The sequence below is a fragment of the Streptomyces taklimakanensis genome, from assembly GCF_009709575.1.
GTDB classification, from domain to species: Bacteria; Actinomycetota; Actinomycetes; order Streptomycetales; family Streptomycetaceae; genus Streptomyces; species Streptomyces taklimakanensis.
In genome coordinates this window covers 780,819-805,862 of sequence record NZ_WIXO01000001.1, presented here as the reverse complement: position 1 = coordinate 805,862, position 25,044 = coordinate 780,819, and the positions used below count along the sequence as shown (strand labels likewise).

At 72.3% G+C, this 25,044-nt stretch carries 20 protein-coding genes and 1 pseudogene; 17 read left to right on the top strand and 4 right to left on the bottom strand.

Going from position 1 to position 25,044, the window contains the following annotated elements; translation table 11 throughout:
- Positions 1–1,668 (bottom strand): hypothetical protein, encoded by a 1,668-nt coding sequence (locus F0L17_RS03520; protein ID WP_155069920.1) that lies wholly within the window; start codon positions 1,666–1,668, stop codon positions 1–3.
- Positions 1,669–1,840: 172 nt separating this feature from the next.
- Entirely contained in the window at positions 1,841–4,054 is a 2,214-nt protein-coding gene (locus F0L17_RS03515; RefSeq protein ID WP_155069919.1) for an elongation factor G-like protein EF-G2, read from the bottom strand.
- A 360-nt stretch (positions 4,055–4,414) separates the two neighbouring features.
- On the opposite strand from F0L17_RS03515, the gene pgsA reads away from it, so the two are divergent.
- From pgsA to F0L17_RS03440, 15 genes and pseudogenes are all read left to right on the top strand, one after another.
- Positions 4,415–5,077: a phosphatidylinositol phosphate synthase gene (gene pgsA, locus F0L17_RS03510; RefSeq protein ID WP_155069918.1), complete on the top strand. Its 663-nt coding sequence runs from the start codon at positions 4,415–4,417 to the stop codon at positions 5,075–5,077.
- Positions 5,074–6,048 carry a phosphatidylinositol mannoside acyltransferase gene (locus F0L17_RS03505; RefSeq protein ID WP_420802372.1) on the top strand — a complete coding sequence of 325 codons (975 nt, stop codon included), beginning with the start codon at positions 5,074–5,076 and terminating at the stop codon, positions 6,046–6,048. Before pgsA ends, F0L17_RS03505 begins: the two co-directional genes overlap by 4 nt.
- Positions 6,045–7,217, top strand: a complete 1,173-nt coding sequence (locus F0L17_RS03500) for a glycosyltransferase family 4 protein (RefSeq protein WP_155069917.1) — start codon at positions 6,045–6,047, stop codon at positions 7,215–7,217. Before F0L17_RS03505 ends, F0L17_RS03500 begins: the two co-directional genes overlap by 4 nt.
- Positions 7,218–7,237: 20 nt before the next feature.
- Positions 7,238–7,798 (top strand): LemA family protein, encoded by a 561-nt coding sequence (locus F0L17_RS03495; protein WP_162465740.1) that lies wholly within the window; start codon positions 7,238–7,240, stop codon positions 7,796–7,798.
- A 265-nt stretch (positions 7,799–8,063) separates the two neighbouring features.
- Positions 8,064–8,993: a pyridoxal 5'-phosphate synthase lyase subunit PdxS gene (gene pdxS / locus F0L17_RS03490; protein WP_155069915.1), complete on the top strand. Its 930-nt coding sequence runs from the start codon at positions 8,064–8,066 to the stop codon at positions 8,991–8,993.
- A 169-nt stretch (positions 8,994–9,162) separates the two neighbouring features.
- Entirely contained in the window at positions 9,163–9,780 is a 618-nt protein-coding gene (gene pdxT / locus F0L17_RS03485; RefSeq protein ID WP_162465739.1) for a pyridoxal 5'-phosphate synthase glutaminase subunit PdxT, read from the top strand.
- A gap of 57 nt (positions 9,781–9,837) precedes the next feature.
- Entirely contained in the window at positions 9,838–10,590 is a 753-nt protein-coding gene (locus F0L17_RS03480; RefSeq protein WP_162465738.1) for a YebC/PmpR family DNA-binding transcriptional regulator, read from the top strand.
- A gap of 126 nt (positions 10,591–10,716) precedes the next feature.
- A pseudogene (gene ruvC, locus F0L17_RS03475) lies at positions 10,717–11,315 on the top strand (crossover junction endodeoxyribonuclease RuvC); the annotation flags it as partial.
- A gap of 84 nt (positions 11,316–11,399) precedes the next feature.
- A complete protein-coding gene (gene ruvA, locus F0L17_RS03470; RefSeq protein ID WP_155069914.1) occupies positions 11,400–12,029 on the top strand; it encodes a Holliday junction branch migration protein RuvA in 630 nt (209 codons plus the stop codon).
- Between the two features lie 235 nt (positions 12,030–12,264).
- Positions 12,265–13,347, top strand: coding sequence for a Holliday junction branch migration DNA helicase RuvB (ruvB, locus tag F0L17_RS03465; protein ID WP_162465737.1), 1,083 nt, complete (start codon positions 12,265–12,267; stop codon positions 13,345–13,347).
- A gap of 165 nt (positions 13,348–13,512) precedes the next feature.
- A complete protein-coding gene (yajC, locus tag F0L17_RS03460; protein ID WP_162465736.1) occupies positions 13,513–13,971 on the top strand; it encodes a preprotein translocase subunit YajC in 459 nt (152 codons plus the stop codon).
- A 114-nt stretch (positions 13,972–14,085) separates the two neighbouring features.
- Positions 14,086–15,876 (top strand): protein translocase subunit SecD, encoded by a 1,791-nt coding sequence (gene secD, locus F0L17_RS03455; protein WP_162465735.1) that lies wholly within the window; start codon positions 14,086–14,088, stop codon positions 15,874–15,876.
- A 1-nt stretch (position 15,877) separates the two neighbouring features.
- Positions 15,878–17,002, top strand: coding sequence for a protein translocase subunit SecF (gene secF / locus F0L17_RS03450; RefSeq protein ID WP_155069913.1), 1,125 nt, complete (start codon positions 15,878–15,880; stop codon positions 17,000–17,002).
- A 4-nt stretch (positions 17,003–17,006) separates the two neighbouring features.
- Complete coding sequence (locus tag F0L17_RS03445) at positions 17,007–17,567, top strand: adenine phosphoribosyltransferase (RefSeq protein WP_155069912.1); 561 nt, start codon at positions 17,007–17,009, stop codon at positions 17,565–17,567.
- A gap of 304 nt (positions 17,568–17,871) precedes the next feature.
- On the top strand, positions 17,872–20,412 hold the full coding sequence (locus F0L17_RS03440; RefSeq protein WP_155069911.1) for a RelA/SpoT family protein: 2,541 nt from the start codon (positions 17,872–17,874) through the stop codon (positions 20,410–20,412).
- Between the two features lie 90 nt (positions 20,413–20,502).
- Here the strand turns inward: F0L17_RS03440 and F0L17_RS03435 are convergent, their stop codons facing one another.
- Positions 20,503–21,732, bottom strand: coding sequence for a DUF349 domain-containing protein (locus F0L17_RS03435; protein WP_162465734.1), 1,230 nt, complete (start codon positions 21,730–21,732; stop codon positions 20,503–20,505).
- 256 nt (positions 21,733–21,988) lie between these two features.
- Entirely contained in the window at positions 21,989–22,807 is an 819-nt protein-coding gene (locus tag F0L17_RS03430) for a peptidylprolyl isomerase (RefSeq protein WP_162465733.1), read from the bottom strand.
- A 186-nt stretch (positions 22,808–22,993) separates the two neighbouring features.
- Here F0L17_RS03430 and F0L17_RS03425 point away from each other — a divergent pair, with 186 nt between their 5' ends.
- Both F0L17_RS03425 and hisS read left to right on the top strand, forming a co-directional pair.
- Entirely contained in the window at positions 22,994–23,716 is a 723-nt protein-coding gene (locus F0L17_RS03425) for an MBL fold metallo-hydrolase (protein ID WP_162465732.1), read from the top strand.
- Between the two features lie 13 nt (positions 23,717–23,729).
- Positions 23,730–24,989, top strand: coding sequence for a histidine--tRNA ligase (gene hisS / locus F0L17_RS03420; protein WP_162465731.1), 1,260 nt, complete (start codon positions 23,730–23,732; stop codon positions 24,987–24,989).
- The last annotated feature ends 55 nt before the right edge of the window (positions 24,990–25,044 follow it).

Below are 25,044 nucleotides of genomic sequence, written 5' to 3'. Positions count from 1 at the left end.
TCAGGCGTCGTAGAGGTCGGCCTTGCCGGGCTCGGCCGCCTGCACCTGACCGCTGAGCGCCAGCGAGCGGGCGTTGAAACCGGTGACGTCCACGCCGTTCTCCCGCAGCACCTTCAGGGCTGCCGAGTGCACCACGCGCAGCACCGGGGTGGCCGCGCGCAGCGCGTCGTCGGCCATGAAACGGTGCCGCCACGGCTTGTCGGCCCACACGTGCCGCAGCCCGAAGGGCTCGGGGAGGGTCAGCTTGCCGCCGAGGAAGTCCAGCACCGGCGGGAACCACGTCAGGGGGGCGCGCGCCGTCAGCCGCACCACCTCACTGGCCTCGATCAGGGGGAGGGAGATCTCCTTGGTCTCCCAGAACCTGACCGTCTTGGAGACGGTCTTGGTCCTCGCCTTCGGCTTGGCGAAGAACACCGAGTGCACCGGGCCCAGGGCGTGGCCGGTGACCTCGATGCGCAGGGTGCGGTGCAGCACGGTCACGTTGACCAGCATGGTGAGCACCAACTGGCCGTCCCACAGGACGAACTGCACGCCGAGGTAGTGGCGGTTGCCGCTGCCGAACTGCTGCTCGTTGCAGATCCGCTGGACCTCGAAGTCCTTGATGCGGTACGCCTCGACCTCCTGCCCCTCGGGCCGGCTCACCTCGCCGGCGCCCTCGCCGATCGGGGCGACGACCCAGTGCCGGATGGAGGGCGGAGGGAAGCCGCCGGTGTGCAGGGGGGTGCGCTCCAGCATCCGCAGTTGGTCGTGGATCGCGCGGGCGACGTCCCAGCTCCGGAAGGGGTTGATGTCCGCCGCCGGGTCGGCGGGCACCAGTTCCTCGGCGAGCTGCCAACTGCCCCACCGGGTGCCCATGCCGAGTATCCCCTTGGGACCGGCGTAGAAGACCAGGTTGCTGCGTTGCTCGGCCGTCAGTTTGGCCAGATTCAGACGGATGCTCTCGGCCTCCGCGTCACCGGGGTTGTGCGGCACCGCCTCGGGGATCTTGGCACCGACGCCGCCCCCCGACAACAGTCCCTCCCACCGCGAGCGCAGATCCTTGGCGTAACGCTCGCAGATCTGCTTGGCCCACAGCCAGCCGACGACCGGGGCGACCAGCATGACGCGCAGGTAGATCGCCCAGAACCCGGTGAACGGCAGTTGGATCAGGAAGACCACCGCGAGCACGCCGAGACCGGCGAGGGCGATCATGCCCAGTGGGCCGGCCTTCTTGTCCTGCGCGCCCGCCAGCGACCGGCGCAGCTGGAAGCCGCCGAGCCACAGCAGGACACCGGGCAGGAAGAGCAGCCCGAAAAGCCCCATGACCAGGGTGAGCCGGGCGTCGCGCTGCCGTCGGATGCGGTTGGCCGCCAGGCAGTGCTCGACCACGGTCTGTGGATCGCAGCCGAAGGACTGGATCAGCGCCTTGCGGGCGCCACCGAGCATCCGCACCTGGACGGCGCGCGAGAACGCCTCGCCCAGGTTCGGCTCGAACAGGGAGAAGCGGGGTGCCGAGACCTTGGCGTCCCCGTTCGCCGCGACGAGGTCCGCCACCGGGCCGTCCCGGTAGGCGGCCGAGGCCAGTGCCTGGGTGGCGGCGGTCTGCCCCCCGCCGGCCCCCGTCAACGGGACCTGGGCGCCGGGACTGAAGTCGTACGCGCCGCCCTCGACGTCATCGAAGCCCGCCAATGGTGCCCCCACTCCGCTCGCGCCGTCCGACGTCAGGCTCGTTCCCACCGTTCCCAACCACGGCCCGTCGCACACCTGTTGGCGCGCCGGCGCACCGAACCCGCTGCCGTGCCGTTCAGCGTATCCTCATCCCGGTCCTCGTTCCGGTGCCCGACGGCCGGATGCCGCCGGATCACGCCACACCGGCCCCGGCCCGTTCGCGGATCCTCGTCTCCACCTGACGGGGGACCGGCTCGTGACGGAGGTGGGCGCGGGTGAACCGCCCCGTGCCGTGGGAGAGGGACCGCAGATCCACCGCGTAACGGCCGATCTCCGCCTCCGGGACCTCCGCGCGCACCAGTGTGCTGCCCCCGGGCACCTGTTCGGTGCCGACGACCCGGCCGCGCCGCCCGGACAGATCGCTCAGCACCGCGCCCACGTACTCGTCGGAGACCGTCACCCGCACCTCGGCGACCGGTTCCAGCAGGAGGATCCGCGCTCCCGCGGCCGCTTCCCGCAGGGCCAGGGCGCCGGCCGTCTGGAAGGCGGCGTCGGAGGAGTCCACCGAGTGGGCCTTGCCGTCGACGAGGGTCACCCGGACGTCCACCAGCGGATATCCGGCGGCGACGCCGCGCGCCGCCTGGGCCCGCACGCCCTTCTCCACCGACGGGACGAACTGGCGCGGCACGGCGCCGCCCACCACCGCGTCGACGAACTCGACACCGGAGCCGGTCGGCAGCGGTTCCACGGTGATCTCGCAGACCGCGTACTGGCCGTGGCCACCGGACTGCTTGACGTGCCGTCCGCGTCCGGTCGCCGGCCCGGCGAACGTCTCGCGCAGCGCCACCCGGTGGGGCACCGCGTCGACCCGGACGCCGTAGCGGGTGCGCAGCCGCTCCAGTGCCACGTCCCGGTGGGCCTCGCCCATGCACCACAGCACCACCTGGTGGGTGTCGGGGTTCCGCTCCAGCCGCAGGGTGGGGTCCTCGGCGACCAGCCGGGCCAGTCCCTGGGAGAGTCGGTCCTCGTCGGACCTGCCGTGGGCCTCGACGGCCACCGGCAGCAGGGGGTCGGGCAGCACCCAGGGCTCCACCAGCAGGGGGGTGTCCTTGTCGGAGAGGGTGTCGCCGGTCTCGGCCCGGGAGAGCCTGGCGACACAGGCCAGATCGCCCGCGACGGCCTTCGGCAGATGCCGCTGACGCCTGCCGAAGGGGGAGGTCAGAGCGCCGACACGCTCGTCCACGTCGTGGGGCTCCCTCCCGGGGGCGGGACCCCGGTCGGCCGGCCCGTGACCGGAGACGTGCGCGGCCGCGTCCGGCCGCAGGGTGCCGGAGAAGACCCGCACCAGTGACATCCTCCCCGCGTAGGGGTCGGACGACGTCTTGACCACCTCGGCGACCAGCGGGCCGTCCGGGTCGCAGGCCAGGGGAGGGCAGGGACGGCCGTCGGGGGTGGTGACCGGGGGGATCTCGCGCTCGGTGGGGGAGGGGAAACCGCTGGTGACCAACTCCAGCAGCTCCACGGTGCCCAGTCCCTGCCGGGCGCCCTCGGCGGCGGGCGCGGCGGCCAGCACGGGGTGGAAGACGCCGCGGGCCACGGCCTTCTCCAGGTCCTCGACCAGGGTCTCGGTCCGGACCTCCTCGCCACCGAGGTAGCGGTCCATCAGGGTCTCGTCCTCGCTCTCGGCGATGATGCCCTCGATGAGCCGGGCCCGGGCGTCGGCGATCAGCGGCAGGTGTTCGGGGTCGGGGGCGCGCTCGACGCGCTCGCCGGACGAGTAGTCGAAGATCCGTTGTGTCAGCAGCCCGATCAGCCCGGCCACCGGAGCGTGTCCGTCGGACCGTTCCTCGCCGTGCAGGGGCAGGTACAGCGGGAGCACGGCGTCGGGGTCGTCGCCGCCGAAGACCCGCCGGCAGACCTCCGTCATCTCGTCGAAGTCCGCGCGCGCCGCCTCCAGATGGGTGACGACCAGGGCCCGCGGCATGCCGACCGCGGCGCACTCCTCCCACACCAGACGGGTGGAGCCGGCCACGCCGTCGGCGGCCGAGACGACGAAGAGGGCCGCGTCCGCCGCCCGCAGACCGGCCCGCAGTTCCCCGACGAAGTCGGCGTGGCCCGGGGTGTCCAGCAGATTGATCCTGATGCCGTTCCACTCCAGGGGGACCAGGGACAACTGCACCGAGCGCTGTTGCCGGTGTTCGATCTCGTCGTAGTCGGAGAGGCTGCCGCCGTCCTCCACCCGCCCCGTCCGGTTCACGGCGCCCGACGCCAGGGCCAGCGCGTCGACCAACGTCGTCTTCCCCGCGCCGCTGTGGCCGACCAGCACCACGTTCCGCAGGGAGTCGGGCCGGTCGACCACCGATGCCCTCCCGGCGGCCCCGGTGTGCGTGTTCGTCCTGTCGCCCATGTCTCTCCGCCTCCCGGTCGGCCCTCGGGCCGGATGGTTGGGTCGGACGGTGCCCGGTCCGGCGGCGCACCGCGCGGAACGCGCTCCCTTCGAGCTTTCCACCGGCCGTCGAGTCCGTCCATCCACGGCATGCACGGCATACACGGCAATCATGGGCAAGTTTCGAACAAAGCACCACATCGCCCATGGGTGGCGGAAGCGGAGAGTGAGGGGCGCCCCGTCCGGTTCCGGGCGCCCAGGGGCGTCGCCCACCGCGCGGGCAGGCCGTGACGCGCCGACGGCGGCCGGGTGACGGCCGGCTACGATGGGCGCGCCGACGGCCCCCTTGGCCGCCGGCCCGTCACGACCCTCGGGAAGGCCATGCTGAACAAGTACGCGCGTGCTTTCTTCACGCGTGTTCTCACACCGTTCGCCGCTCTGCTCCTCCGGCTGGGGGTCAGCCCCGACACGGTCACGCTCATCGGCACCGGTGGGGTCATGGCGGGGGCGCTGGTCTTCTTCCCGCGAGGCGAGTTCTTCTGGGGCACCGTCGTCATCACCCTGTTCGTCTTCTCCGACCTGGTCGACGGCACCATGGCGCGGCAGTCGGGCCGCTCCAGTCGGTGGGGGGCGTTCCTCGACTCCACCCTCGACCGCGTCGCCGACGCCGCCGTCTTCGGCGGCATCGCGCTGTGGTACGCGGGCGGGGGCGGCGACCCGGTGCTGTGCGCGGTGGCGATCTTCTGCCTGGCGAGCGGCCAGGTGGTGTCGTACACCAAGGCGCGCGGCGAGAGCATCGGGCTGCCGGTGAACGTCAACGGTCTGGTGGAACGGGCCGAGCGGTTGGTGATCACCCTGGTGTGTGCCGGACTCGCCGGGTTCGAGGAGACCTTCGGCGTCCCGCGCATCGGGATCCTGCTCCCCCTCGCCCTGTGGGTGGTGGCCGCGGGCAGCATGGTGACGATCGTCCAGCGGATGGTGACCGTGCGCCGCGAGGCCGCCGAGGCGGACGCCGCCGCGGCCGCGGAGGGTGGGACCTCGTGAGGGACCGACTGGCCGACCGACTGACCACCGCCCTGTACGGCCTGGGCTGGGGCGCGGTCAAACGGCTGCCCGAACCCGCCGCCGCGGCCCTGGGCCGCGCGGTCGCCGACACCGCCTGGAGGCGACGGGGCCAAGGGGTGCTGCGGCTGGAGGCCAACTACGCCCGGGTCGTCCCCGACGCCGGGCCCGAGGAACTGGCGGAACTCTCCCGTGCCGGGATGCGCTCCTACCTGCGCTACTGGATGGAATCCTTCCGACTGCCGGTGTGGAGCGGGCGACGCATCCGGGAGAGCGTCGAGGTCGAGGCGCTGCACCGGCTCACCGACCCCCTCGACTCCGGCCGCGGCGTGGTGCTGGCCCTGCCGCACATGGCCAACTGGGACCTGGCCGGCGCCTACCTCACGAGCGGCCTGGGCATCCCGTTCACCACCGTCGCCGAGCGGCTGAAACCCGAGACCCTGTACGACCGCTTCGTCGCCTACCGCGAGGGCCTGGGCATGGAGGTGCTGCCGCACACCGGTGGCGCCGCCTTCGGCACCCTGGCCCGACGGCTGCGCGCGGGCGGCCTGGTGGCCCTGGTGGCCGACCGCGACCTGTCCTCCTCCGGCGTCGAGGTCACCTTCTTCGGGGAGACGGCCCGGATGCCCGCGGGCCCCGCCATGCTGGCGCTGCAGACCGGGGCCGCACTGCTCCCGGCCCACCTGTGGTTCGACGACACCCCCGTGATGAAGGGCCGTGTCCTGCCCGCCGTCGAACCCCCCGAGGAGGGCACCCGGCGGGAGAAGGCCGCCGCCATGACCCAGGCGATGGCCGACGGCTTCGCCGCGGGCATCGCCGAGCACCCCCAGGACTGGCACATGCTCCAGCGGCTGTGGTCGGCGGACCTCACACCACCGACCGCCGCCGGCCCGAGCACCGCGGGCCCGACGGGGCCGACCGGCCCGATGGGCCCGGAAACGGAGAAGCGTTGAGGATCGGCATCGTCTGCCCCTACGCCTGGGACGTCCCCGGCGGCGTCCAGTTCCACGTCCGCGACCTGGCCCAACACCTCATCGACCTCGGTCACCAGGTGTCCGTCCTCGCCCCGGCCGACGAGGAGACCCCCCTGCCGCCGTACGTCGTGTCCGCCGGACGGGCCGTCCCCGTCCCGTACAACGGCTCGGTGGCCCGGCTGAACTTCGGTTTCCTGTCCGCCGCGCGGGTCCGCCGCTGGGTGCACGAGGGCGCCTTCGACGTCCTGCACATCCACGAACCCGCCGCGCCCTCGCTCTCCCTGCTCACCTGCTGGGCGGCGCAGGGCCCGATCGTGGCCACCTTCCACACCTCCAACCCGCGCTCGCGGGCGATGATCGCCGCGTACCCGATCCTCCAGCCCGCGCTGGAGAAGATCAGCGCGCGGATCGCGGTCAGCGAGTACGCCCGCCGCACCCTGGTGGAGCACCTGGGCGGGGACGCGGTCGTCATCCCCAACGGAGTGGACGTCGGTTTCTTCGCCGGCGCCGAGCCCAGACCCGAGTGGCAGGGCCGCGAGGGGGAGAACACCATCGGCTTCATCGGGCGCATCGACGAGCCCCGCAAGGGCCTGCCCGTGTTGATGAGAGCGCTGCCGAGGATCCTGGCGGAGCGCCCCGGCACCCGGCTGCTGGTCGCCGGGCGCGGTGACACGGAGGAGGCCGTCGCCGACCTGCCGCGCGAGCTGCGCGGACGGGTGGAGTTCCTGGGCATGGTCAGTGACGAGGACAAGGCCCGGCTGCTGCGCAGCGTGGACCTCTACGTCGCGCCCAACACCGGCGGCGAGTCCTTCGGCATCATCCTCGTCGAGGCGATGTCGGCCGGTGCCCCGGTCCTCGCCAGCGACCTGGACGCCTTCGCCCAGGTGCTGGACGGGGGAGAGGCCGGGGAGCTGTACGCCAACGAGGACGCCGACGCGCTGGCCGCCGCCGCGGTACGTCTGCTGGGCGACCCGGCGCGCCGCGCCGAGCTGCGGGGACGCGGCAGCCGTCACGTCCGCCGCTTCGACTGGTCCACGGTCGGCTCGGACGTCCTCGCCGTCTACGAGACCGTCGCCGACGGCGCCGCGGCGGTCGCGCCCGACGAACGCACCGGGCTGCGCGCCCGGCTGGGCCTGGTCCGGGACTGAGAGCCGACGAGGAGCCAACCGTGATCACCACGATCGTCTGGATCGCGGCGGCGCTGCTGCTCGTCGCGGTCTACCTGAGCTGGACCGCCGGGCGCCTGGACCGGTTGCACGCCCGTATCGACGCCGCCCGCGCCGCCCTGGACGCCCAACTGCTGCGGCGCGCCTCCGTCGCCCAGGAGGTGGCCACCTCCGGGGTGCTCGACCCGGCCGCGTCGATCGTCCTGTACCAGGCCGCCCACGACGCCCGGCAGGCCGAGGAGGACCAGCGGGAGGTCGCCGAGAGCGAGCTCAGCCAGGCGCTGCGCGCGGTGTTCGCCGACGCCGCCCAACTGGAGGCGGTGCGGGCGGCGCCGGGCGGCGAGGCGACCGCCGAGGAGTTGGGCGCCGCGGTGCGCCGGGTGCCGATGGCGCGGCGTTTCCACAACGACGCCGTACGGGCCGCCCGCGCCCTGCGCAGGCACCGCAAGGTGCGCTGGTTCCGGCTGGCCGGGCACGCGCCCTTCCCGCTGGCCTTCGAGATGGACGACGAGCCGCCCGCGATGCTCGCGGACCGCTCGGGCTCTGTCGGGGAAAGCCACTGACTTCGAATTGGCCCTTGATCGGGGGCCAGTGACGGCGTTCCATCGGTCCTGTAGCGCGGATCACTACGGACTGGACCGTTCGAAGGCTCCGGAAGCGGATCGGACAGTCCTACGATGGAGTCACCGCGCGGTCGCCGGACCGTCTCGCGCGGGCGGCCGACCGACCGGCCGCCGGTGACGCCGAGGTCCGCGGACCGGCTCCGGTCGGCGCGGTTCGCCGCCGGTCGCCGCCCACCGTCCCAACCGTCGTCGAGTGAGGTCACCCTTGTCCACCACGCCCTCCACCACGCCGTCCACCCCGTCCTCCAGCACGCCCGAGACCGGCACGGCCCGCGTCAAGCGCGGCATGGCCGAGCAGCTCAAGGGCGGTGTGATCATGGACGTCGTCACGCCGGAGCAGGCGAAGATCGCCGAGGACGCCGGCGCCGTCGCGGTCATGGCCCTGGAGCGGGTGCCCGCCGACATCCGCAAGGACGGCGGTGTCGCCCGCATGTCCGACCCCGACATGATCGAGGGCATCGTCGACGCCGTCTCCATCCCGGTGATGGCCAAGTCCCGCATCGGCCACTTCGTCGAGGCTCAGGTGCTCCAGGCGCTCGGCGTGGACTACATCGACGAGTCCGAGGTCCTCACCCCGGCGGACGAGGTCAACCACAGCGACAAGTGGGCCTTCACCACGCCCTTCGTCTGCGGCGCCACCAACCTGGGCGAGGCCCTGCGCCGGATCGCCGAGGGCGCGGCCATGATCCGCTCCAAGGGCGAGGCCGGCACCGGCAACGTCGTCGAGGCCGTCCGCCACCTGCGCCAGATCCGAGGCGAGATCGCGCGTCTGAGGGGCCTGGACAACAACGAGCTGTACGCCGCCGCCAAGGAGCTGCGCGCCCCCTACGAGCTGGTCAAGGAGGTCGCCGAGCTGGGCAAGCTGCCGGTGGTGCTGTTCTCCGCCGGCGGTGTGGCCACCCCGGCCGACGCCGCGCTGATGCGTCAGCTCGGCGCCGAGGGCGTCTTCGTCGGCTCGGGCATCTTCAAGTCCGGCGACCCGGTCAAGCGCGCCGCCGCCATCGTGAAGGCCACCACCTTCTACGACGACCCCAAGGTCATCGCCGACGCCTCCCGCGGTCTGGGCGAGGCCATGGTCGGCATCAACTGCGACACCCTGCCGGAGGCCGAGCGGTTCGCCGGCCGGGGCTGGTGACCGAACCCGCACCCGAGCCCTCGCGCCACGCGAGGCCCGAGCGCCGGGGCGGGCGGTCCGTCGGAACCGGGACCGCCCGCCCCGGCGTACCCGGCCCCGTCCGCCCCGTCCGCCCCGTCCACCCCGGCCCCGCTCGTCCCGCACGCCCGTCCACGAAGAGGTACGTCCCGTGACCACTCCCGCCACCGGAGAGACCACCGCCGTCACCGTCGGTGTCCTCGCCCTCCAGGGCGACGTCCGCGAGCACCGCGCCGCGCTGGAGGCGGCCGGAGCCACCGTCCGCGAGGTACGCCGCCCGCAGGAGCTGGCCGAGGTCGACGGGCTGGTGATACCCGGCGGGGAGTCGACCACCATCCACAAGCTGGCGGTCGCCTTCGACCTGCTGGAACCGCTGCGCGAGCGCGTCCGCGCGGGCATGCCCGCCTACGGCTCCTGCGCGGGCATGATCATGCTCGCCGACAAGATCCTCGATCCCCGGTCCGGTCAGGAGACGATCGGCGGCATCGACATGATCGTGCGCCGCAACGCCTTCGGACGGCAGAACGAGTCCTTCGAGGCCCCCGTGGAGATCGCGGGCGTCGAGGGCGGACCGGTCGAGGGCGTCTTCATCCGCGCCCCCTGGGTGGAGTCCACCGGAGCCGACGTGGAGGTGCTGGCGGTCCACGACGGGCACCCCGTCGCGGTGCGTCAGGGGCGTCTGCTGGCCACCGCGTTCCACCCCGAACTCACCGGCGACCACCGGGTGCACCGGCTCTTCGCCGCGATGGTGCGCGCGGCGGCCGGATGAGTCGGCTGTAGGATCGGCGCGTTGACTTCCCGTTGGTGACATCGAAGGAGCGAGGCTGTGTCCGGCCACTCTAAGTGGGCAACCACCAAGCACAAGAAGGCCGTGATCGATGCCAAGCGCGGCAAGCTCTTCGCCAAGCTGATCAAGAACATCGAGGTCGCGGCCCGGATGGGCGGACCCGACCCCGACGGCAACCCCACCCTGTACGACGCCATCCAGAAGGCGAAGAAGAGCTCCGTCCCCAACAACAACATCGACCGCGCGGTCAAGCGCGGTGCCGGCCTGGAGGCGGGCGGCGCCGAATACCAGACGATCATGTACGAGGGGTACGGGCCGAACGGCGTCGCGCTCCTGATCGAGTGCCTCACCGACAACCGCAACCGCGCCGCCTCCGACGTGCGCGTGGCCATGACCCGCAACGGCGGCTCGATGGCCGACCCGGGCTCGGTGGCGTACCTGTTCAACCGCAAGGGCGTCGTCATCGTCCCCAAGGGAGAGCTGACCGAGGACGACGTGCTGGCCGCCGTTCTGGACGCGGGCGCCGAGGAGGTCAACGACCTCGGCGAGTCGTTCGAGGTCATCAGCGAGGCGAGTGATCTGGTCGCGGTCCGCACCGCCCTCCAGGAGGCGGGCATCGACTACGACTCGGCGGACGCCAACTTCCTCCCCACCATGCAGGTGGAGCTGGACGAGGAGGGCGCCCGCAAGATCTTCAAACTGATCGACGCCCTGGAGGACAGCGACGACGTGCAGAACGTCTTCGCCAACTTCGACGTGTCCGACGAGGTCATGGCGAAGGTCGACGCCTGAGCCGGTTCCACCGGGTCCGGACCCCTCTCGTGCCCGTCCGCCGTGTCACCCGCCTGCGGTGTCGGTGGCAGCCGATAGCCTGCGGGAACAGATGACCGAACGACAGGTGGACGAGAGGGGGCCGCGGTGCGCGTGCTCGGTGTGGACCCGGGGCTGACCCGCTGCGGCATCGGCGTGGTCGAGGGCACCGCGGGCCGCCCGCTGCGGATGGTGGGGGTCGGTGTCGTCCGCACCCCGGCCGAGACCGGGACGGCCGAGCGGTTGGTGCTGGTCGAGCGCGGTGTCGAGGAATGGCTGGAGGAGCACCGGCCCGACGTCGTGGCCGTCGAGCGCGTCTTCAGTCAGCACAACGTCCGTACCGTGATGGGCACCGCGCAGGCCAGCGCGGTGGCCATGCTCTGCGCCGCCCGGCGCGGCCTCCCGGTCGTCCTGCACACTCCCAGCGAGGTCAAGGCCGCCGTCACCGGCACCGGTCGCGCCGAGAAGGCCCAGGTCAGCGCCATGGTGGCCCGGCTGCTGCGGCTGGACTCCCCACCCAGACCGGCGGACGCCGCCGACGCCCTGGCGCTGGCCATCTGCCACATCTGGCGGGCCCCCGCGCACAACCGCCTCCAGCAGGCCCACGAGCGGCAGCTCCGTCTCGGGCGGGCCCGCTCCGCGCGCCCGGGCCACGGGGACCGACCCGACCTCGCGGGCCGGGCGGTTCCCGCCGACCGCGCCGACCTCGGGACCCCGGCGGACCGATCTTCCGCCGGTCCCGCCGGTCCCGCCGCTCCCTCCGCCGCACGCAGCACCTCCGAGGACACCCGATGATCGCTTTCGTCTCCGGGCCGGTGGCGACCCTCACCCCGGACACCGCCGTGATCGAGGTCGGCGGTGTCGGCATGGCCGTCCACTGCACCCCGGGCACCCTCGCCCACCTGCGGGTCGGTGAGCGGGCCCGCCTGGCCACCTCGCTGGTGGTCCGGGAGGACTCCCTCACCCTGTACGGCTTCGCCGACGACGACGAGCGGCAGGTCTTCGAACTGCTCCAGACGGCCAGCGGGGTCGGCCCCCGACTGGCCCAGGCCATGCTCGCCGTGCACAGTCCCGACGCGCTCCGGACGGCCGTCGCCACCGGCGACGAGAAGGCCCTCACGGCCGTTCCCGGCATCGGCAAGAAGGGCGCCCAGAAGCTGCTGCTGGAGCTGAAGGACCGTCTGGGCGAACCGGTGGGCGCCGTCGGAGTCGGGCGTGCCACGGGCCCCGCCACCGCGGAGCCCGGCTGGCGCGAGCAGTTGCACGCCGCTCTGGTCGGCCTCGGCTACGCCCCCCGGGAGGCCGAGGACGCGGTCTCGGCCGTCACCCCGCAGGCGGAGGCGGCGTTGGCCGACGGCGGCCGGGTACCGGTGCCCCAACTTCTGAGAGCCGCCCTGCAGACCCTGAACCGCGCACGCTGAGCCGTGCCGCGCCGCCCCCGGGCACCGCAGACGGATGTCGCGGGCGGCGCGTCCGGCGCCGGACCGACGAGAGATCACCCATGACGTCGCACGCCCACCCCACCCGCTCCCCGTCCCGGGCACCCGTCCGTTCCGCCCCGCCGGTGCGGGATCGGACCCCACGCCGGTCGACCGCCCGCCCCGACGACTCCTTCCCTTCCGGCGGTTCGGTGATCGGCGAGGGGAGGCGATCGCGGTGACCGGTGGCGACCACCACGCGAACGGTTCCGCCGAGCGCCTGGTCGGCGCCACCGCGGACGGCGAGGACAGCGCCGTCGAGGCGGCCCTGCGCCCCAAGGACCTGGCGGAGTTCGTCGGCCAGACCAAGGTGCGCGAGCAGCTCGACCTGGTGCTGCGCGCCGCCCGCGCCCGCGGCGCCACCGCCGACCACGTTCTGCTCTCCGGCGCTCCCGGTCTGGGGAAGACCACCCTGTCCATGATCATCGCCGCCGAGATGGGCGCTCCGATACGGATCACCTCCGGACCGGCCATCCAGCACGCCGGGGACCTGGCGGCGATCCTGTCCTCCCTCACCGAGGGCGAGGTCCTCTTCCTCGACGAGATCCACCGGATGTCCCGGCCCGCCGAGGAGATGCTCTACATGGCGATGGAGGACTTCCGGGTCGACGTCATCGTCGGCAAGGGGCCCGGCGCCACCGCCATCCCGCTGGAGCTGCCGCCCTTCACCCTGGTCGGCGCCACCACGCGGGCCGGTCTGCTGCCCCCGCCGCTGCGCGACCGCTTCGGCTTCACCGCGCACATGGAGTTCTACGAGCCGGCCGAGCTGGAGCGGGTGATCCACCGCTCCGCCCGGCTGCTGGACGTCACGATAGACACCGAGGGCGCCGCCGAGATCGCCGGTCGCTCCCGCGGCACCCCCCGCATCGCCAACCGGTTGCTGCGTCGGGTGCGCGACTACGCCCAGGTCAGGGCCGATGGTGTGATCACCCGTGAGATCGCCGCTCGGGCGCTGGCGGTCTACGAGGTGGACGACCGCGGTCTGGACCGGCTGGACCGGGCCGTGCTCGACGCCCTGCTCAGGCTCTTCGGCGGTGGGCCGGTGGGCCTGTCCACCCTGGCCGTGGCGGTGGGGGAGGAGCGCGAGACGGTGGAGGAGGTGGCCGAGCCGTTCCTCGTCCGCGAGGGACTGTTGGCCCGTACTCCACGGGGCCGGATCGCCACCCCCGCCGCATGGGTCCACCTGGGACTCACCCCGCCACAGCAGCCACCGGCCGCGGGCCCGGGCGGACCGGGGCAACCCGGTCTCTTCGGAGCCTGACGGCGCGCGAACTCGCCGTTGACGGAACCCGAGTGCGATGCTTGACGTTGTTCCCAGGCGCGGGCTCGCTTAGACTCCGCCGACGCCTTCCGTCCCGGACGGCATGACCACACCCCCGAATACACAGGCCGCTCCCCAGCGGTCGTGCGAAGGAAACCTTCCGCCGTGGATATCGCATTCTTCCTCCCCTTCATCATCCTCATCGGGGCCATGTTCCTGATGACGCGCTCGGCCAAGAAGAAGCAGCAGCAGGCCATGCAGATGCGCGACCAGATGCAGCCGGGCACCGGTGTCCGCACCATCGGCGGCATGTACGCGTTGGTGAAGGAGGTCCGCTCCGACACGGTCGTGCTGGAGGTCGCGCCGGGCGTGCACGCCGTCTACGCCAAGAACGCCGTCGGCGCCGTGCTGGAGGGCGACGAGTACGAGGGCATCGTCAACGGCGACCCGAACCCGGACGAGGACTCCCCCGTCGTCCCGGACGACGCCTCCTCGCTGACCTCCGGCGGCGCCACCGCGGCCGGGACCGAGGGCAAGACCGACCTGAGCAAGGCCGACGGCGCCTCCGCCGACGACGCGGAGCCCAAGGACGCCAAGCGGAACGGTGACAGCGACTCCCAGTGAGTCGCTCCGCCGCCGGGCCCGACGGCTCGGCGGCGACGCACGTCCTCACCACAACCTCGCGCGCCGCGCGGCGATCACTCGTGCGCGGGCGGTCGGACAGGGAGATACGAGAAGGTGGCAGCACCGAAGAAAGGCCGTAGACCACGGAGCGCCCAGGGGCGTCCATGGCGTCCGCTGGCGGCCATCCTGGTGGCCATGGTGGCGCTCACCGGGGTGATGTTCGTCTCCGGGCACACCACGCCCCGTCTGGGCATCGACCTCGCCGGTGGCACCAGCATCACGCTCACGGCCAAGGCCCAGCCGGGCAAGGAAGAGGCGATCAACGAGACCAACATGAACACCGCCGTCTCCATCATCGAGCGGCGGGTCAACGGTCTGGGCGTCTCCGAGGCCGAGGTGAGGACCGAGGGCGCCGAGAACATCGTCGTCAACATCCCGCGGGGAACCGACGAGAAGCAGGCGCGCGAGCAGGTCGGCACCACCGCCCAGCTCGCCTTCCGCCCGGTGCTGACCTTCGCGCCCGGCACCCCGGCGACCTCCGAGCCCTCGGCGAGCCCGTCGACCTCGGCGAGCCCGTCGGCCGAGGCCGACGCGGACGGCGAGGAGGCACGGGACGGCGAGGAGGCCGAGGAGCCCTCCGCCGACGCCTCCCCCAGCGCCTCCACCCAGGGGCGGGCCGTCACGGAGGGACTGCTGGCCGACGCCTCGGAGACGCCCGAGCCCTCCGCCTCCGGCGGTGAGGAGGCCGAACCGGAGCCGTCCGAGGACGCCCCGGCCCAGGACGCCGGCATCCCGGCCGCCCTCCAGAAGAAGCTGGACGCGGCGGACTGCACCACGGCCGAAGGCCGCGCCGGGGTCGCCCAGGAGGCCGCGCAGGCCGAGAACTCCGAGTCCGTGGTCGCCTGTGACGAGTCCGGCCAGTTCAAGTACGCGCTCGGGGCCGTCGCCGTTCCCGGCACCGACGTCACCGACGCCCAGGCCCTCTTCGACGACCAGCGCGGTCAGGGGTGGGTCGTGACCATGGAGTTCGACTCCGACGGCGCGAAGAAGTTCGCCGACATCACCGAGGAGCTCTCCACCCAGGTCGAGCCGCGCAACCAGTTCGCGATCGTGCTGGACGGCGAGGTCGTCTCCGCCCCGCGCGTCTCCGAGCGCCTGGGCGGCGGCAACGCGGAGATCTCCGGCAGCTTCACCCAGGAGTCCGCCGACGAGCTGGCCAACATCCTGTCCTACGGCGCCCTGCCGCTCTCCTTCGAGGAGAGCAACGTGACCACGATCTCGCCCACGCTCGGCTGGGAACAGCTCAAGGCGGGTCTGATCGCCGGTGCCATCGGCCTGGCGCTCGTCGTGGTCTACCTGGTCTTCTACTACCGGGTGCTCGCCCTGGTCGCGGTGGCCAGCCTGGTGTCCGCGGCGATCCTCACCTACGTGGTCATGACCCTGCTCGGCCCGGCCATCGGCTTCGCGCTGAGCCTCCCGGCCGTCTGCGGCGCCATCGTGGCCATCGGCATCACCGCGGACTCCTTCATCGTCTACTTCGAGCGGATCAGGGACGAGGTCCGCGAGGGCCGCAGCATCCGGGCCGCGTTCGAACGGGCGTGGCCGAGCGCCCGGCGGACCATCCTGGTCTCCGACGTCGTCTCGATCATCGCCGCGATCGTGCTGTTCATCGTCTCGGTGGGGTCGGTGCAGGGCTTCGCCTTCGTGCTCGGCCTGACGACGGCCCTGGACCTGGCCATCGTCTTCCTGCTCACCAAGCCGCTGATGACGATCATGGCCGGTCGGAAGCTCTTCACCAGTGGCCATCCCTGGTCCGGCCTCGACCCCAAGAGGCTCGGGGTGACCCCGCCGCTGCACCGCGGTCGTCGTACCGCCGTCGCCCCCGCCGAACCGAAGGAGGCCTGAGATGTCACGACTCGGTGATCTCGGTGGCAAGCTCTACCGGGGAGAGGCCAGTTACGACTTCATCGGCAGACGGAGGCTCTGGTACGGAGTCACCCTGGCGCTGATGCTGATCTCCCTGGTCGGCCTGGGGGTCCGCGGCCTGTACATGGGCATCGAGTTCCAGGGCGGAGCGGTCTTCACCACCCCGCCCACCACGATGTCCGTGGCGGAGGCCCGCCAGACGGCCCTGGACGTCTCCGGCACGGAGCCCCGCGTCCAGGAGCTGGGCAGCGGCGCGCTGCGCATCCAGGTGACCGGCCTGGACAACGAGGAGTCCGAGGAGACCCGGGCCGCCCTGGCCGAGGAGCTCGGCCTGGAGACCCAGGAACTCGACACCGAACTGGTGGGCCCCAGTTGGGGCGACCAGATGAGCAGCAAGGCCGTCCAGGGCCTGGCCGTCTTCCTGGTGCTGGTCAGCGTCTACCTGGCCATCGCCTTCGAGTGGCGGATGGCCGTGGGGGCCATGGCCGCCCTGGCGCACGACCTGGTGGTCACCATCGGCGTCTACGCCATCGTCGGCTTCGAGGTGACCCCCGGCACGGTCGTCGGCATCCTGACGATCCTCAGCTACTCGCTGTACGACACGGTGGTGGTCTTCGACAAGGTCAAGGAGAAGACGCAGAACCTCGCCAAGCAGTCCCGGTACACCTACGGCGAGCTGGCCAACCTCGGCATCAACGCCACGGTGGTCCGTTCGGTCAACACCTCCGTGGTGGCGCTGCTGCCGGTGGCCGGGCTGCTGTTCATCGGCACCGGCCTGCTGGGCGGCGGCATGCTGAAGGACATCTCCCTGTCGCTGTTCATCGGTCTCACCGCCGGTACGTTCTCCTCCATCTTCATCGCCACCCCCGTCCTGGCGGACCTCAGGCTGCGGGACCCGGAGGTGCGGGCCCACGACCGCAAGGTACTGGCCAAGCGGGCCAAGGGGGCCGACGGAGCCGGTGGCGAGGGTGCCGAGGGGAACGCGGGGGACGCCGAACCGGTGACCGCCGGCACGGCGCCCGCCGGATCCGTCACGGCCCCTCGCGCTCCGGAGTCCGGCGACCGGGGCCAGGGGCGGGAACGCCCGTCGGGACGGCGGCGGTGATCCGATGACTCCCCTGACCGTCGGTTCCGAGGCCCTGCGGAACCTGCTGCTCGGCAAGATCCGGGACGTGCCCGACCACCCCAAGCCGGGGGTGCTGTTCAAGGACATCACTCCGCTGCTGGCGGACCCGGAGGCCTTCACCGCCCTCACCGACGCGCTGGCCGGTCTCGCCGAGGAGCGCGGCGCGACCAAGGTGGTGGGCCTGGAGGCGCGCGGCTTCATCCTGGCCGCGCCGGTGGCGGTGCGCGCGGGCATCGGCTTCGTCCCCGTCCGCAAGGCGGGCAAGCTGCCCGGCGCCACCCTGTCGCAGGCGTACGAGCTGGAGTACGGCGGCGCCGAAATCGAGATCCACGCCGAGGACCTCGACCCCGGGGACCGGGTGCTGGTGATCGACGACGTGCTGGCCACCGGCGGCACCGCCGAGGCGGCGCTGCGCCTCATCCGCCGCGCCGGCGCGCAGGTCGCCGGAGTGGCGGTTCTGATGGAGCTGGGCTTCCTGCCCGGCCGGACCAGGCTGGAGGCCGAGCTGGGCGGTGCTCCACTGGATGTGTTGATCACCGTCTGATCGCCGTCCGACCGTCGCCCCGCTACGACGACCGGCCCCGCGGCGCCCCGCCGCGGGGCCGGTCGGTTGCGGGGCGGGACCGCTCCGGGCGGCCGGCGACGTACCGGAAGCTCCGCTTCCGTCGCGTCCGGGCCCTTGGCCGTGCCACCCTGCCAGGGGCAGGACACCACCACGGCGCCCCCGGCGCACGCCCGGCCCGTTCCGGGGGACGGATGGATACCATGGCAGTCCGGCCGGTTTCCGGAGCCGGAACCTCCCTCTTCCCCCGCCACCGGCGAGGAGGGGGCCCACCGAGGAGTTGCCCTTGCCAGACGAGGCCCAGCCGCTCACCGCAGCACAGCACCAGGACGCCGGGCAGGCGGCGAAGTCCGCCGGGGCGAATCGCGCGGCGGCCGGGAAACGCGGCGGCAGTCCGAAGCCGTCGCCTCCCACCGCCTCGCAGGCCCGGCCGGGCTCCTCCGCGCCGCCCGGCGGCAAACGCGAGGAGACGAACCAGCGGGAGGCCCAGCGGGAGAAGGCGTCGGCCACGCGCGGCGTCTCCGGCGTCTCGGGCCGCTCCGGCTCGTCCAACCGGGTCCGCGCCCGACTGGCCCGCCTCGGCGTCCAGCGCTCCAGTCCGTACAACCCCGTCCTGGAGCCGCTGCTGCGGATCGTGCGGGGCAACGACCCCAAGGCCGACACCGCCACCCTGCGCCAGATCGAGCGCGCCTACCAGGTGGCCGAGCGCTGGCACCGCGGGCAGAAGCGCAAGAGCGGCGACCCGTACATCACCCACCCGCTGGCCGTCACCACCATCCTCGCCGAGCTGGGCATGGACCCGGCCACCCTGATGGCAGGCCTGCTGCACGACACGGTCGAGGACACCGAGTACGGCCTGGACACCCTGCGCCGCGACTTCGGCGACCAGGTGGCCCTGCTGGTGGACGGCGTCACCAAGCTGGACAAGGTCAAGTTCGGTGAGGCGGCGCAGGCCGAGACGGTCCGCAAGATGGTCGTCGCCATGGCCAAGGACCCGCGGGTGCTGGTCATCAAGCTCGCCGACCGCCTGCACAACATGCGCACCATGCGCTACCTCAAGCGGGAGAAGCAGGAGCAGAAGGCCCGCGAGACCCTGGAGATCTACGCGCCCCTCGCCCACCGCCTGGGCATGAACACCATCAAGTGGGAGCTGGAGGACCTCGCCTTCGCGATCCTCTACCCCAAGATGTACGACGAGATCGTCCGGCTGGTGGCCGAGCGCGCCCCCAAGCGCGACGAGTACCTGGCGACCGTCATCGACGAGGTCCAGGCCGATCTGCGCGGCGCCCGCATCAAGGCGACCGTCACCGGCCGCCCCAAGCACTACTACAGCGTCTACCAGAAGATGATCGTGCGGGGCCGCGACTTCGCCGAGATCTACGACCTGGTGGGCATCCGCGTCCTGGTCGACACCGTCCGTGACTGCTACGCGGCGCTGGGGACCGTCCACGCCCGGTGGAACCCGGTGCCGGGGCGGTTCAAGGACTACATCGCGATGCCCAAGTTCAACATGTACCAGTCGCTGCACACGACGGTCATCGGACCGGGCGGCAAGCCGGTCGAGCTGCAGATCCGCACCTACGACATGCACCGCCGCGCCGAGTACGGCATCGCCGCGCACTGGAAGTACAAGCAGGAGGCCGTCGCCGGTGCCTCCAAGGTCCGCACCGACCCGGCGGCGAAGAAGGGCGACGCCGTCAACGACATGGCGTGGCTGCGGCAACTGCTGGACTGGCAGAAGGAGACCGAGGATCCGGGCGAGTTCCTGGAGTCGCTCCGCTTCGACCTCTCCCGCAACGAGGTCTTCGTCTTCACGCCCAAGGGCGACGTGATAGCGCTCCCGGCGGGCGCCACCCCGGTGGACTTCGCCTACGCGGTCCACACCGAGGTCGGCCACCGCACCATCGGCGCGCGGGTCAACGGCCGGCTGGTGCCGCTGGAGTCCACCCTCGACAACGGCGACCTGGTCGAGGTCTTCACCTCCAAGTCGGCCGGCGCCGGCCCGTCCCGCGACTGGCTGAGCTTCGTCAAGTCGCCGCGCGCCCGCAACAAGATCCGCGCCTGGTTCTCCAAGGAGCGCCGCGAGGAGGCCATCGAGCAGGGCAAGGACGCCATCGTGCGGGCCATGCGCAAGCAGAACCTGCCGATCCAGCGCATCCTGACCGGCGACTGGCTGGTCACCCTCGCCCACGAGATGCGCTACCCCGACATCTCGGCGCTCTACGCCGCGATCGGCGAGGGGCACGTCTCCGCGCAGAACATCGCCCAGAAACTGATCCAGGCCATCGGCGGCGAGGAGGCGGCCAACGAGGACATCGCCGAGACCTCCCCGCCCCTGCGCAAGCGCGCCAAGCGGCGCACCGGCTCCGACCCGGGGGTGGTCGTCAAGGGTGTGGACGACGTCTGGGTCAAGCTGGCCCGGTGCTGCACACCGGTGCCCGGCGACCCGATCATCGGTTTCGTCACCCGCGGCAACGGGGTGTCCGTCCACCGCGCCGACTGCGTCAACGTCGACTCCCTCTCCCGCGAGCCGGAACGCATCCTGGACGTGGAGTGGGCGCCCACCCAGTCCTCGGTCTTCCTGGTCGCCATCCAGGTGGAGGCGCTGGACCGCTCCCGGCTGCTGTCGGACGTCACCCGCGTGCTGTCCGACCAGCACGTCAACATCCTCTCCGCGGCCGTCCAGACCTCACGGGACCGGGTGGCCACCTCCCGCTTCACCTTCGAGATGGGCGATCCCAAGCACCTGGGGCACGTGCTGAAGGCGGTGCGCGGGGTGGAGGGCGTCTACGACGTCTACCGCGTCACCTCGGCCCGCCGCCCGTAGCCACCGGCGGACACACGCGTTCCCTCCCGCGGCCGGAGCCGCGGGAGGGAACGCGTGGGGGGAGGAGGTACGGGTCGGACGGGGCGGCGGTCAGCCGCCGAACTCCTGCAGGCCCCTGAGCGCCTGGTCCAGCAGGGCCTGACGGCCGGCGAGCTCCTTCTCCAACTTCTCCGCCTTGGCGGTGTTGCCGGCCGCGCGGGCCTTGTCGATCTGTCCGCGGAGCTTGTCCACCGCGTCCTGGAGCTGGCCGGTCAGCCCCTCGGCCCGGGCCCGGACCTCGGGGTTGGTGCGGCGCCACTCGGCCTCCTCGGCCTCCTGGATGGCCCGCTCCACCGCGTGCATCCGGCCCTCGATCCGCGCCCGGGCGTCCCGCGGCACGTGACCGATGGCGTCCCAGCGCTCGTTGATCGCGCGGAAGGCCGCCCGGGCCGCCTTGAGGTCGGTGACGGGCAGGAGCTTCTCCGCCTCGGCGGCCAGCTCCTCCTTGCGGGTCAGGTTCTCCCGCTGTTCGGCGTCCCGCTCGGCGAACACCTCGCTGCGGGCCGCGAAGAAGACGTCCTGGGCACCGCGGAAGCGCTGCCACAGGTCCTCCTCGTGCTCGCGCTGGGCACGACCCGCGGCCTTCCATTCCTGCATCAGCTCGCGGTACCGGGCGGCGGTGGGGCCCCAGTCCGTCGAACCGGCCAGCGCCTCGGCCTCGGCGACCAGCTTCTCCTTGCGCCGCCGGGCCTCCTCGCGCTGCGCGTCCAACGAGGCGAAGTGGGCCTTGCGGCGCTTGGAGAACGCGGACCGGGCGTGCGAGAAACGGTGCCACAGCTCGTCGTCGGACTTGCGGTCGAGCCTCGGCAGGCCCTTCCAGGTGTCCACCAGCGCGCGCAGCCGTTCACCGGCCGCCCGCCACTGGTCGCTGCCGGCCAGCTCCTCGGCCTCGGCGACCAGCTCCTCCTTGGCCTTGCGGGCCTCCTCGGCCTGGCGCGCCCGGGCCGCCCTGCGCTCCTCGCGGCGGGCCTCGATCAGCTCGGTGAGCTGGTCCAGCCGCCTGCCCAGGGCTTCCAGATCACCCACCGCGTGCGCCTCGTCGACCTGCCGGCGCAGGTGGTCGACGGCCGCCATGGCGTCCTTGGCCGACAGGTCGGTGGTCCTCACCCGGCGCTCAAGGAGGTCGATCTCCACGACCAGGCCGTCGTACTTGCGCTCGAAGTAGGCGAGGGCCTCGTCGGGGGAGCCTGCCTGCCACGATCCGACGACCCTCTCGCCGTCGGCGGTACGCACGTAAACGGTTCCCGTCTCATCGACGCGGCCCCACGGGTCGCTGCTCACAGCGCCTCCTCCACATGACGCCGGCGGGAGGCGTGTGCTCCCGGGCGTCGTCCACAGTTGTCATCCGGCCGACGTCGAAGCCGGCCGGTCGGGCCGGCTCCGTTGGCCGACCAGGGGTTTTGCCGGGCCGCCGGCGCAGGCACCCTACACAACGCCCAACATAGGCGACCGGTGCCCGCCCTGTCCGCATTCCCGTCGACCGAAATCGCGGGCGCGGACGCGGGCGGCGAGGGCGTGACCGGTGCGGCCCGGTCCGTCACTTCTCGCGCACGGTCGCCTTCTCGATCACGACGGTCGCGTTCGGCGCGGTGCTGCCGGTCTGCGGGTCCATCGTCGAGCCGGCCTCGGCGATCTCCTTCAGGACGTCCATGCCCTTGGTGATGGTGCCGAAGGGGGTGTAGTCCGGGGACAGCTCGCTGTCCTCGTAGACCAGGAAGAACTGGCTGCCGTTGGTGTCCGGGCCCGAGTTGGCCATGGCCACCGTGCCCGCCGGGTAGACGCCGCCCTTGAGCCTGGGGTCCTTGAGGTTCTCGTCCTCGAACCGGTAGCCGGGGCCGCCGGTGCCGGTGGCGGTCGGGTCGCCGCACTGCAGCACGTGGATGCCCTCGGTGACCAGGCGGTGGCACTTGGTGTGGTCCAGGAAGCCCTCGCCCGCCAGGAACTCGAAGGAGTTCACCGTGCGCGGCGCCTTGGCGGCGTCCATCTCGATCTCGATGTCGCCGCAGGTGGTCTCCAGCGTCATGGTGTAGGTGGCCGAGGTGTCGATCGACATCTTCGGTTCCTTCTCCCACTGCTTGCCGTTCGGCTCGCCCTCCGCCGGCTTCTCGCAGGGGTCGGGTGCCTTGCCGGTCGCGGAGGCCGACGGCTCCGCCGAGGCGTTGGCGTTCTTCCCCTCGTCTCCGGACAGTCCGCCCACGGCCGCGTAGGCGCCTCCGGCCGCCAGCACCAGCGCCAGACCGCCCGCGACGGCCACGTTGCGGATCCGGGCCTTGCGCCGTGCCTCGGCCCGCCGCCTCTGCTGCCGCAGGTACTTCTCGCGGGCGAGCTGCTTGCGCCGCTGCTCACTGCTGACCACGGGTCGTCTCCTTCTGCTTCCCTCGGATGTCCTGGGCGTGTGTGCGCACACGTGTGCCAAGGCCTGGGCCGTACCGTATACGGGATACGGGTTCGCGGGCCCCGCCGCGTCGCCGGTAGGCTCTTGGCGGCGGTCGGCAGCCGTGTGACGGCCGCGAACTTCCAGCCGGACGACCGAAGGACGAACGTGCTCATTGCCGGGTTCCCCGCCGGGGCCTGGGGGACCAACTGCTACCTGGTCGCCCCCGCCGCCGGCGAGGAGTGCGTGATCATCGATCCGGGCCATCGGGCCGCCGAGGGCGTCGAGGAGGCCATCGCCAAACACCGCCTCAAGCCCGTCGCCGTCCTCCTCACCCACGGCCACATCGACCACGTCGCCTCCGTGGTCCCGGTGTGCGGCGCGCACGACGTGCCCGCCTGGATCCACCCCGAGGACAGGGAGATGATGAGCGACCCGGAGAAGTGGCTCGGGCGCTCCATCGGGCAGCCGCTGATGGGCGAACTCACCATCGGCGAGCCCGACGACGTCCGTGAGCTGTCCGACGGCGCTCCGCTCTCCCTCGCGGGGCTGGAGCTGACCGTCTCGCACGCCCCGGGCCATACCAGGGGGTCGGTGACCTTCCGGATGCCCGAGCGGTCCGACGTGCCGTCGGTGCTGTTCTCGGGCGACCTGCTGTTCGCCGGCTCCATCGGACGCACCGACCTGCCCGGCGGTGACCACGCCGAGATCCTGCGGTCGCTGGCACGCGTGTGCCTGCCCCTGGACGACTCGACCGTGGTGCTGTCCGGCCACGGCCCCCAGACCACCATCGGCCGCGAGCGCGCCACCAACCCGTTCCTGCGGGAGGTGGCCGCCGACGGTCCGCTCCGGGCGGAGGGTGGCACCGCCGCCCCGCGACGAGGAATGTGACGACGAAGAAGACGTGAGCACTTTTTCCGCCCCCAGGGGCACCTACGACCTGATCCCGCCGGAGTCCGCCGAGTACCTGGCGGTGCGGGAGGCGATCGCCGCACCGCTGAAGCGCTCCGGCTACGGCTACATCGAGACCCCCGGTTTCGAGAACGTGGAGCTGTTCGCCCGCGGCGTGGGCGAGTCCACGGACATCGTGACCAAGGAGATGTACACCCTCACCACCAAGGGCGGCAGCCGGTTGGCCCTGCGGCCCGAGGGCACCGCGCCCGTCGTCCGCGCCGTGCTGGAGCACAACCTGCACCGCGGCGCCCTGCCGATCAAGGTGTGGTACTCCGGTTCGCAGTACCGCTACGAGCGTCCCCAGGCCGGGCGCTACCGGCACTTCTCGCAGGTCGGGGCGGAGGCGCTGGGCGCCGAGGACCCGGCCCTGGACGCCGAGCTGATCGTCCTGGCCGTGGACGCCTACCGCTCGCTGGGCCTGCGGAACGTCCGGTTGCTGCTGAACTCCCTGGGTGACCGCGAGTGCCGGCCCGCCTACCGCGCCCGGCTCCAGGAGTTCCTGCGCGGTCTGGACCTGGACGAGGCCACCCGCGCCCGGATCGAGATCAACCCGCTGCGGGTGCTGGACGACAAGCGCGAGGCCGTCCGGAAGCAGCTCGTCGGCGCCCCGATGATGCCCGACCACCTGTGCGAGGCGTGCAAGGAGTACCACGAGCAGGTGCGCGAGCTGCTGACGGCGGCCGGCGTGGTCTTCGAGGACGACGAGAAGTTGGTGCGCGGCCTGGACTACTACACCCGCACCACCTTCGAGTTCGTCCACGACGGGCTCGGCTCGCAGTCCGCGGTCGGCGGCGGCGGTCGTTACGACGGCCTGTCGGAGATGCTCGGCGGCCCCCCGCTGCCGTCCGTCGGCTGGGCGCTGGGCGTGGACCGCACGGTGCTGGCCCTGCGGGCCGAGGGCGTCGAGATCCCGTCGCCCTCGCGCACCCAGGTGTTCGCCGTGCCGCTGGGCGAGCAGGCGCGGCGGGCGCTGTTCGGCGTGGTGACCGAGCTGCGCCGGCAGGGGGTCGCGACGGACTTCGCCTACGGCGGCAAGGGGCTGAAGAACGCCATGAAGTCGGCCAACCGCTCCGGCGCCGCCTACGCGGTGGTGGCGGGGGAACGCGACCTGGCCGAGGGCGTCGCGCAGGTCAAGGACCTCGACAGCGGAGAGCAGAGTCCGGTGCCGCTGGACCAGGTGGTGGCGGAACTGCGACGGAAGCTCGCCTGACTCGTTGGGTGTTGTGCAGAATGAAAACCCCACCCGAGACGACGGGATGACCGCC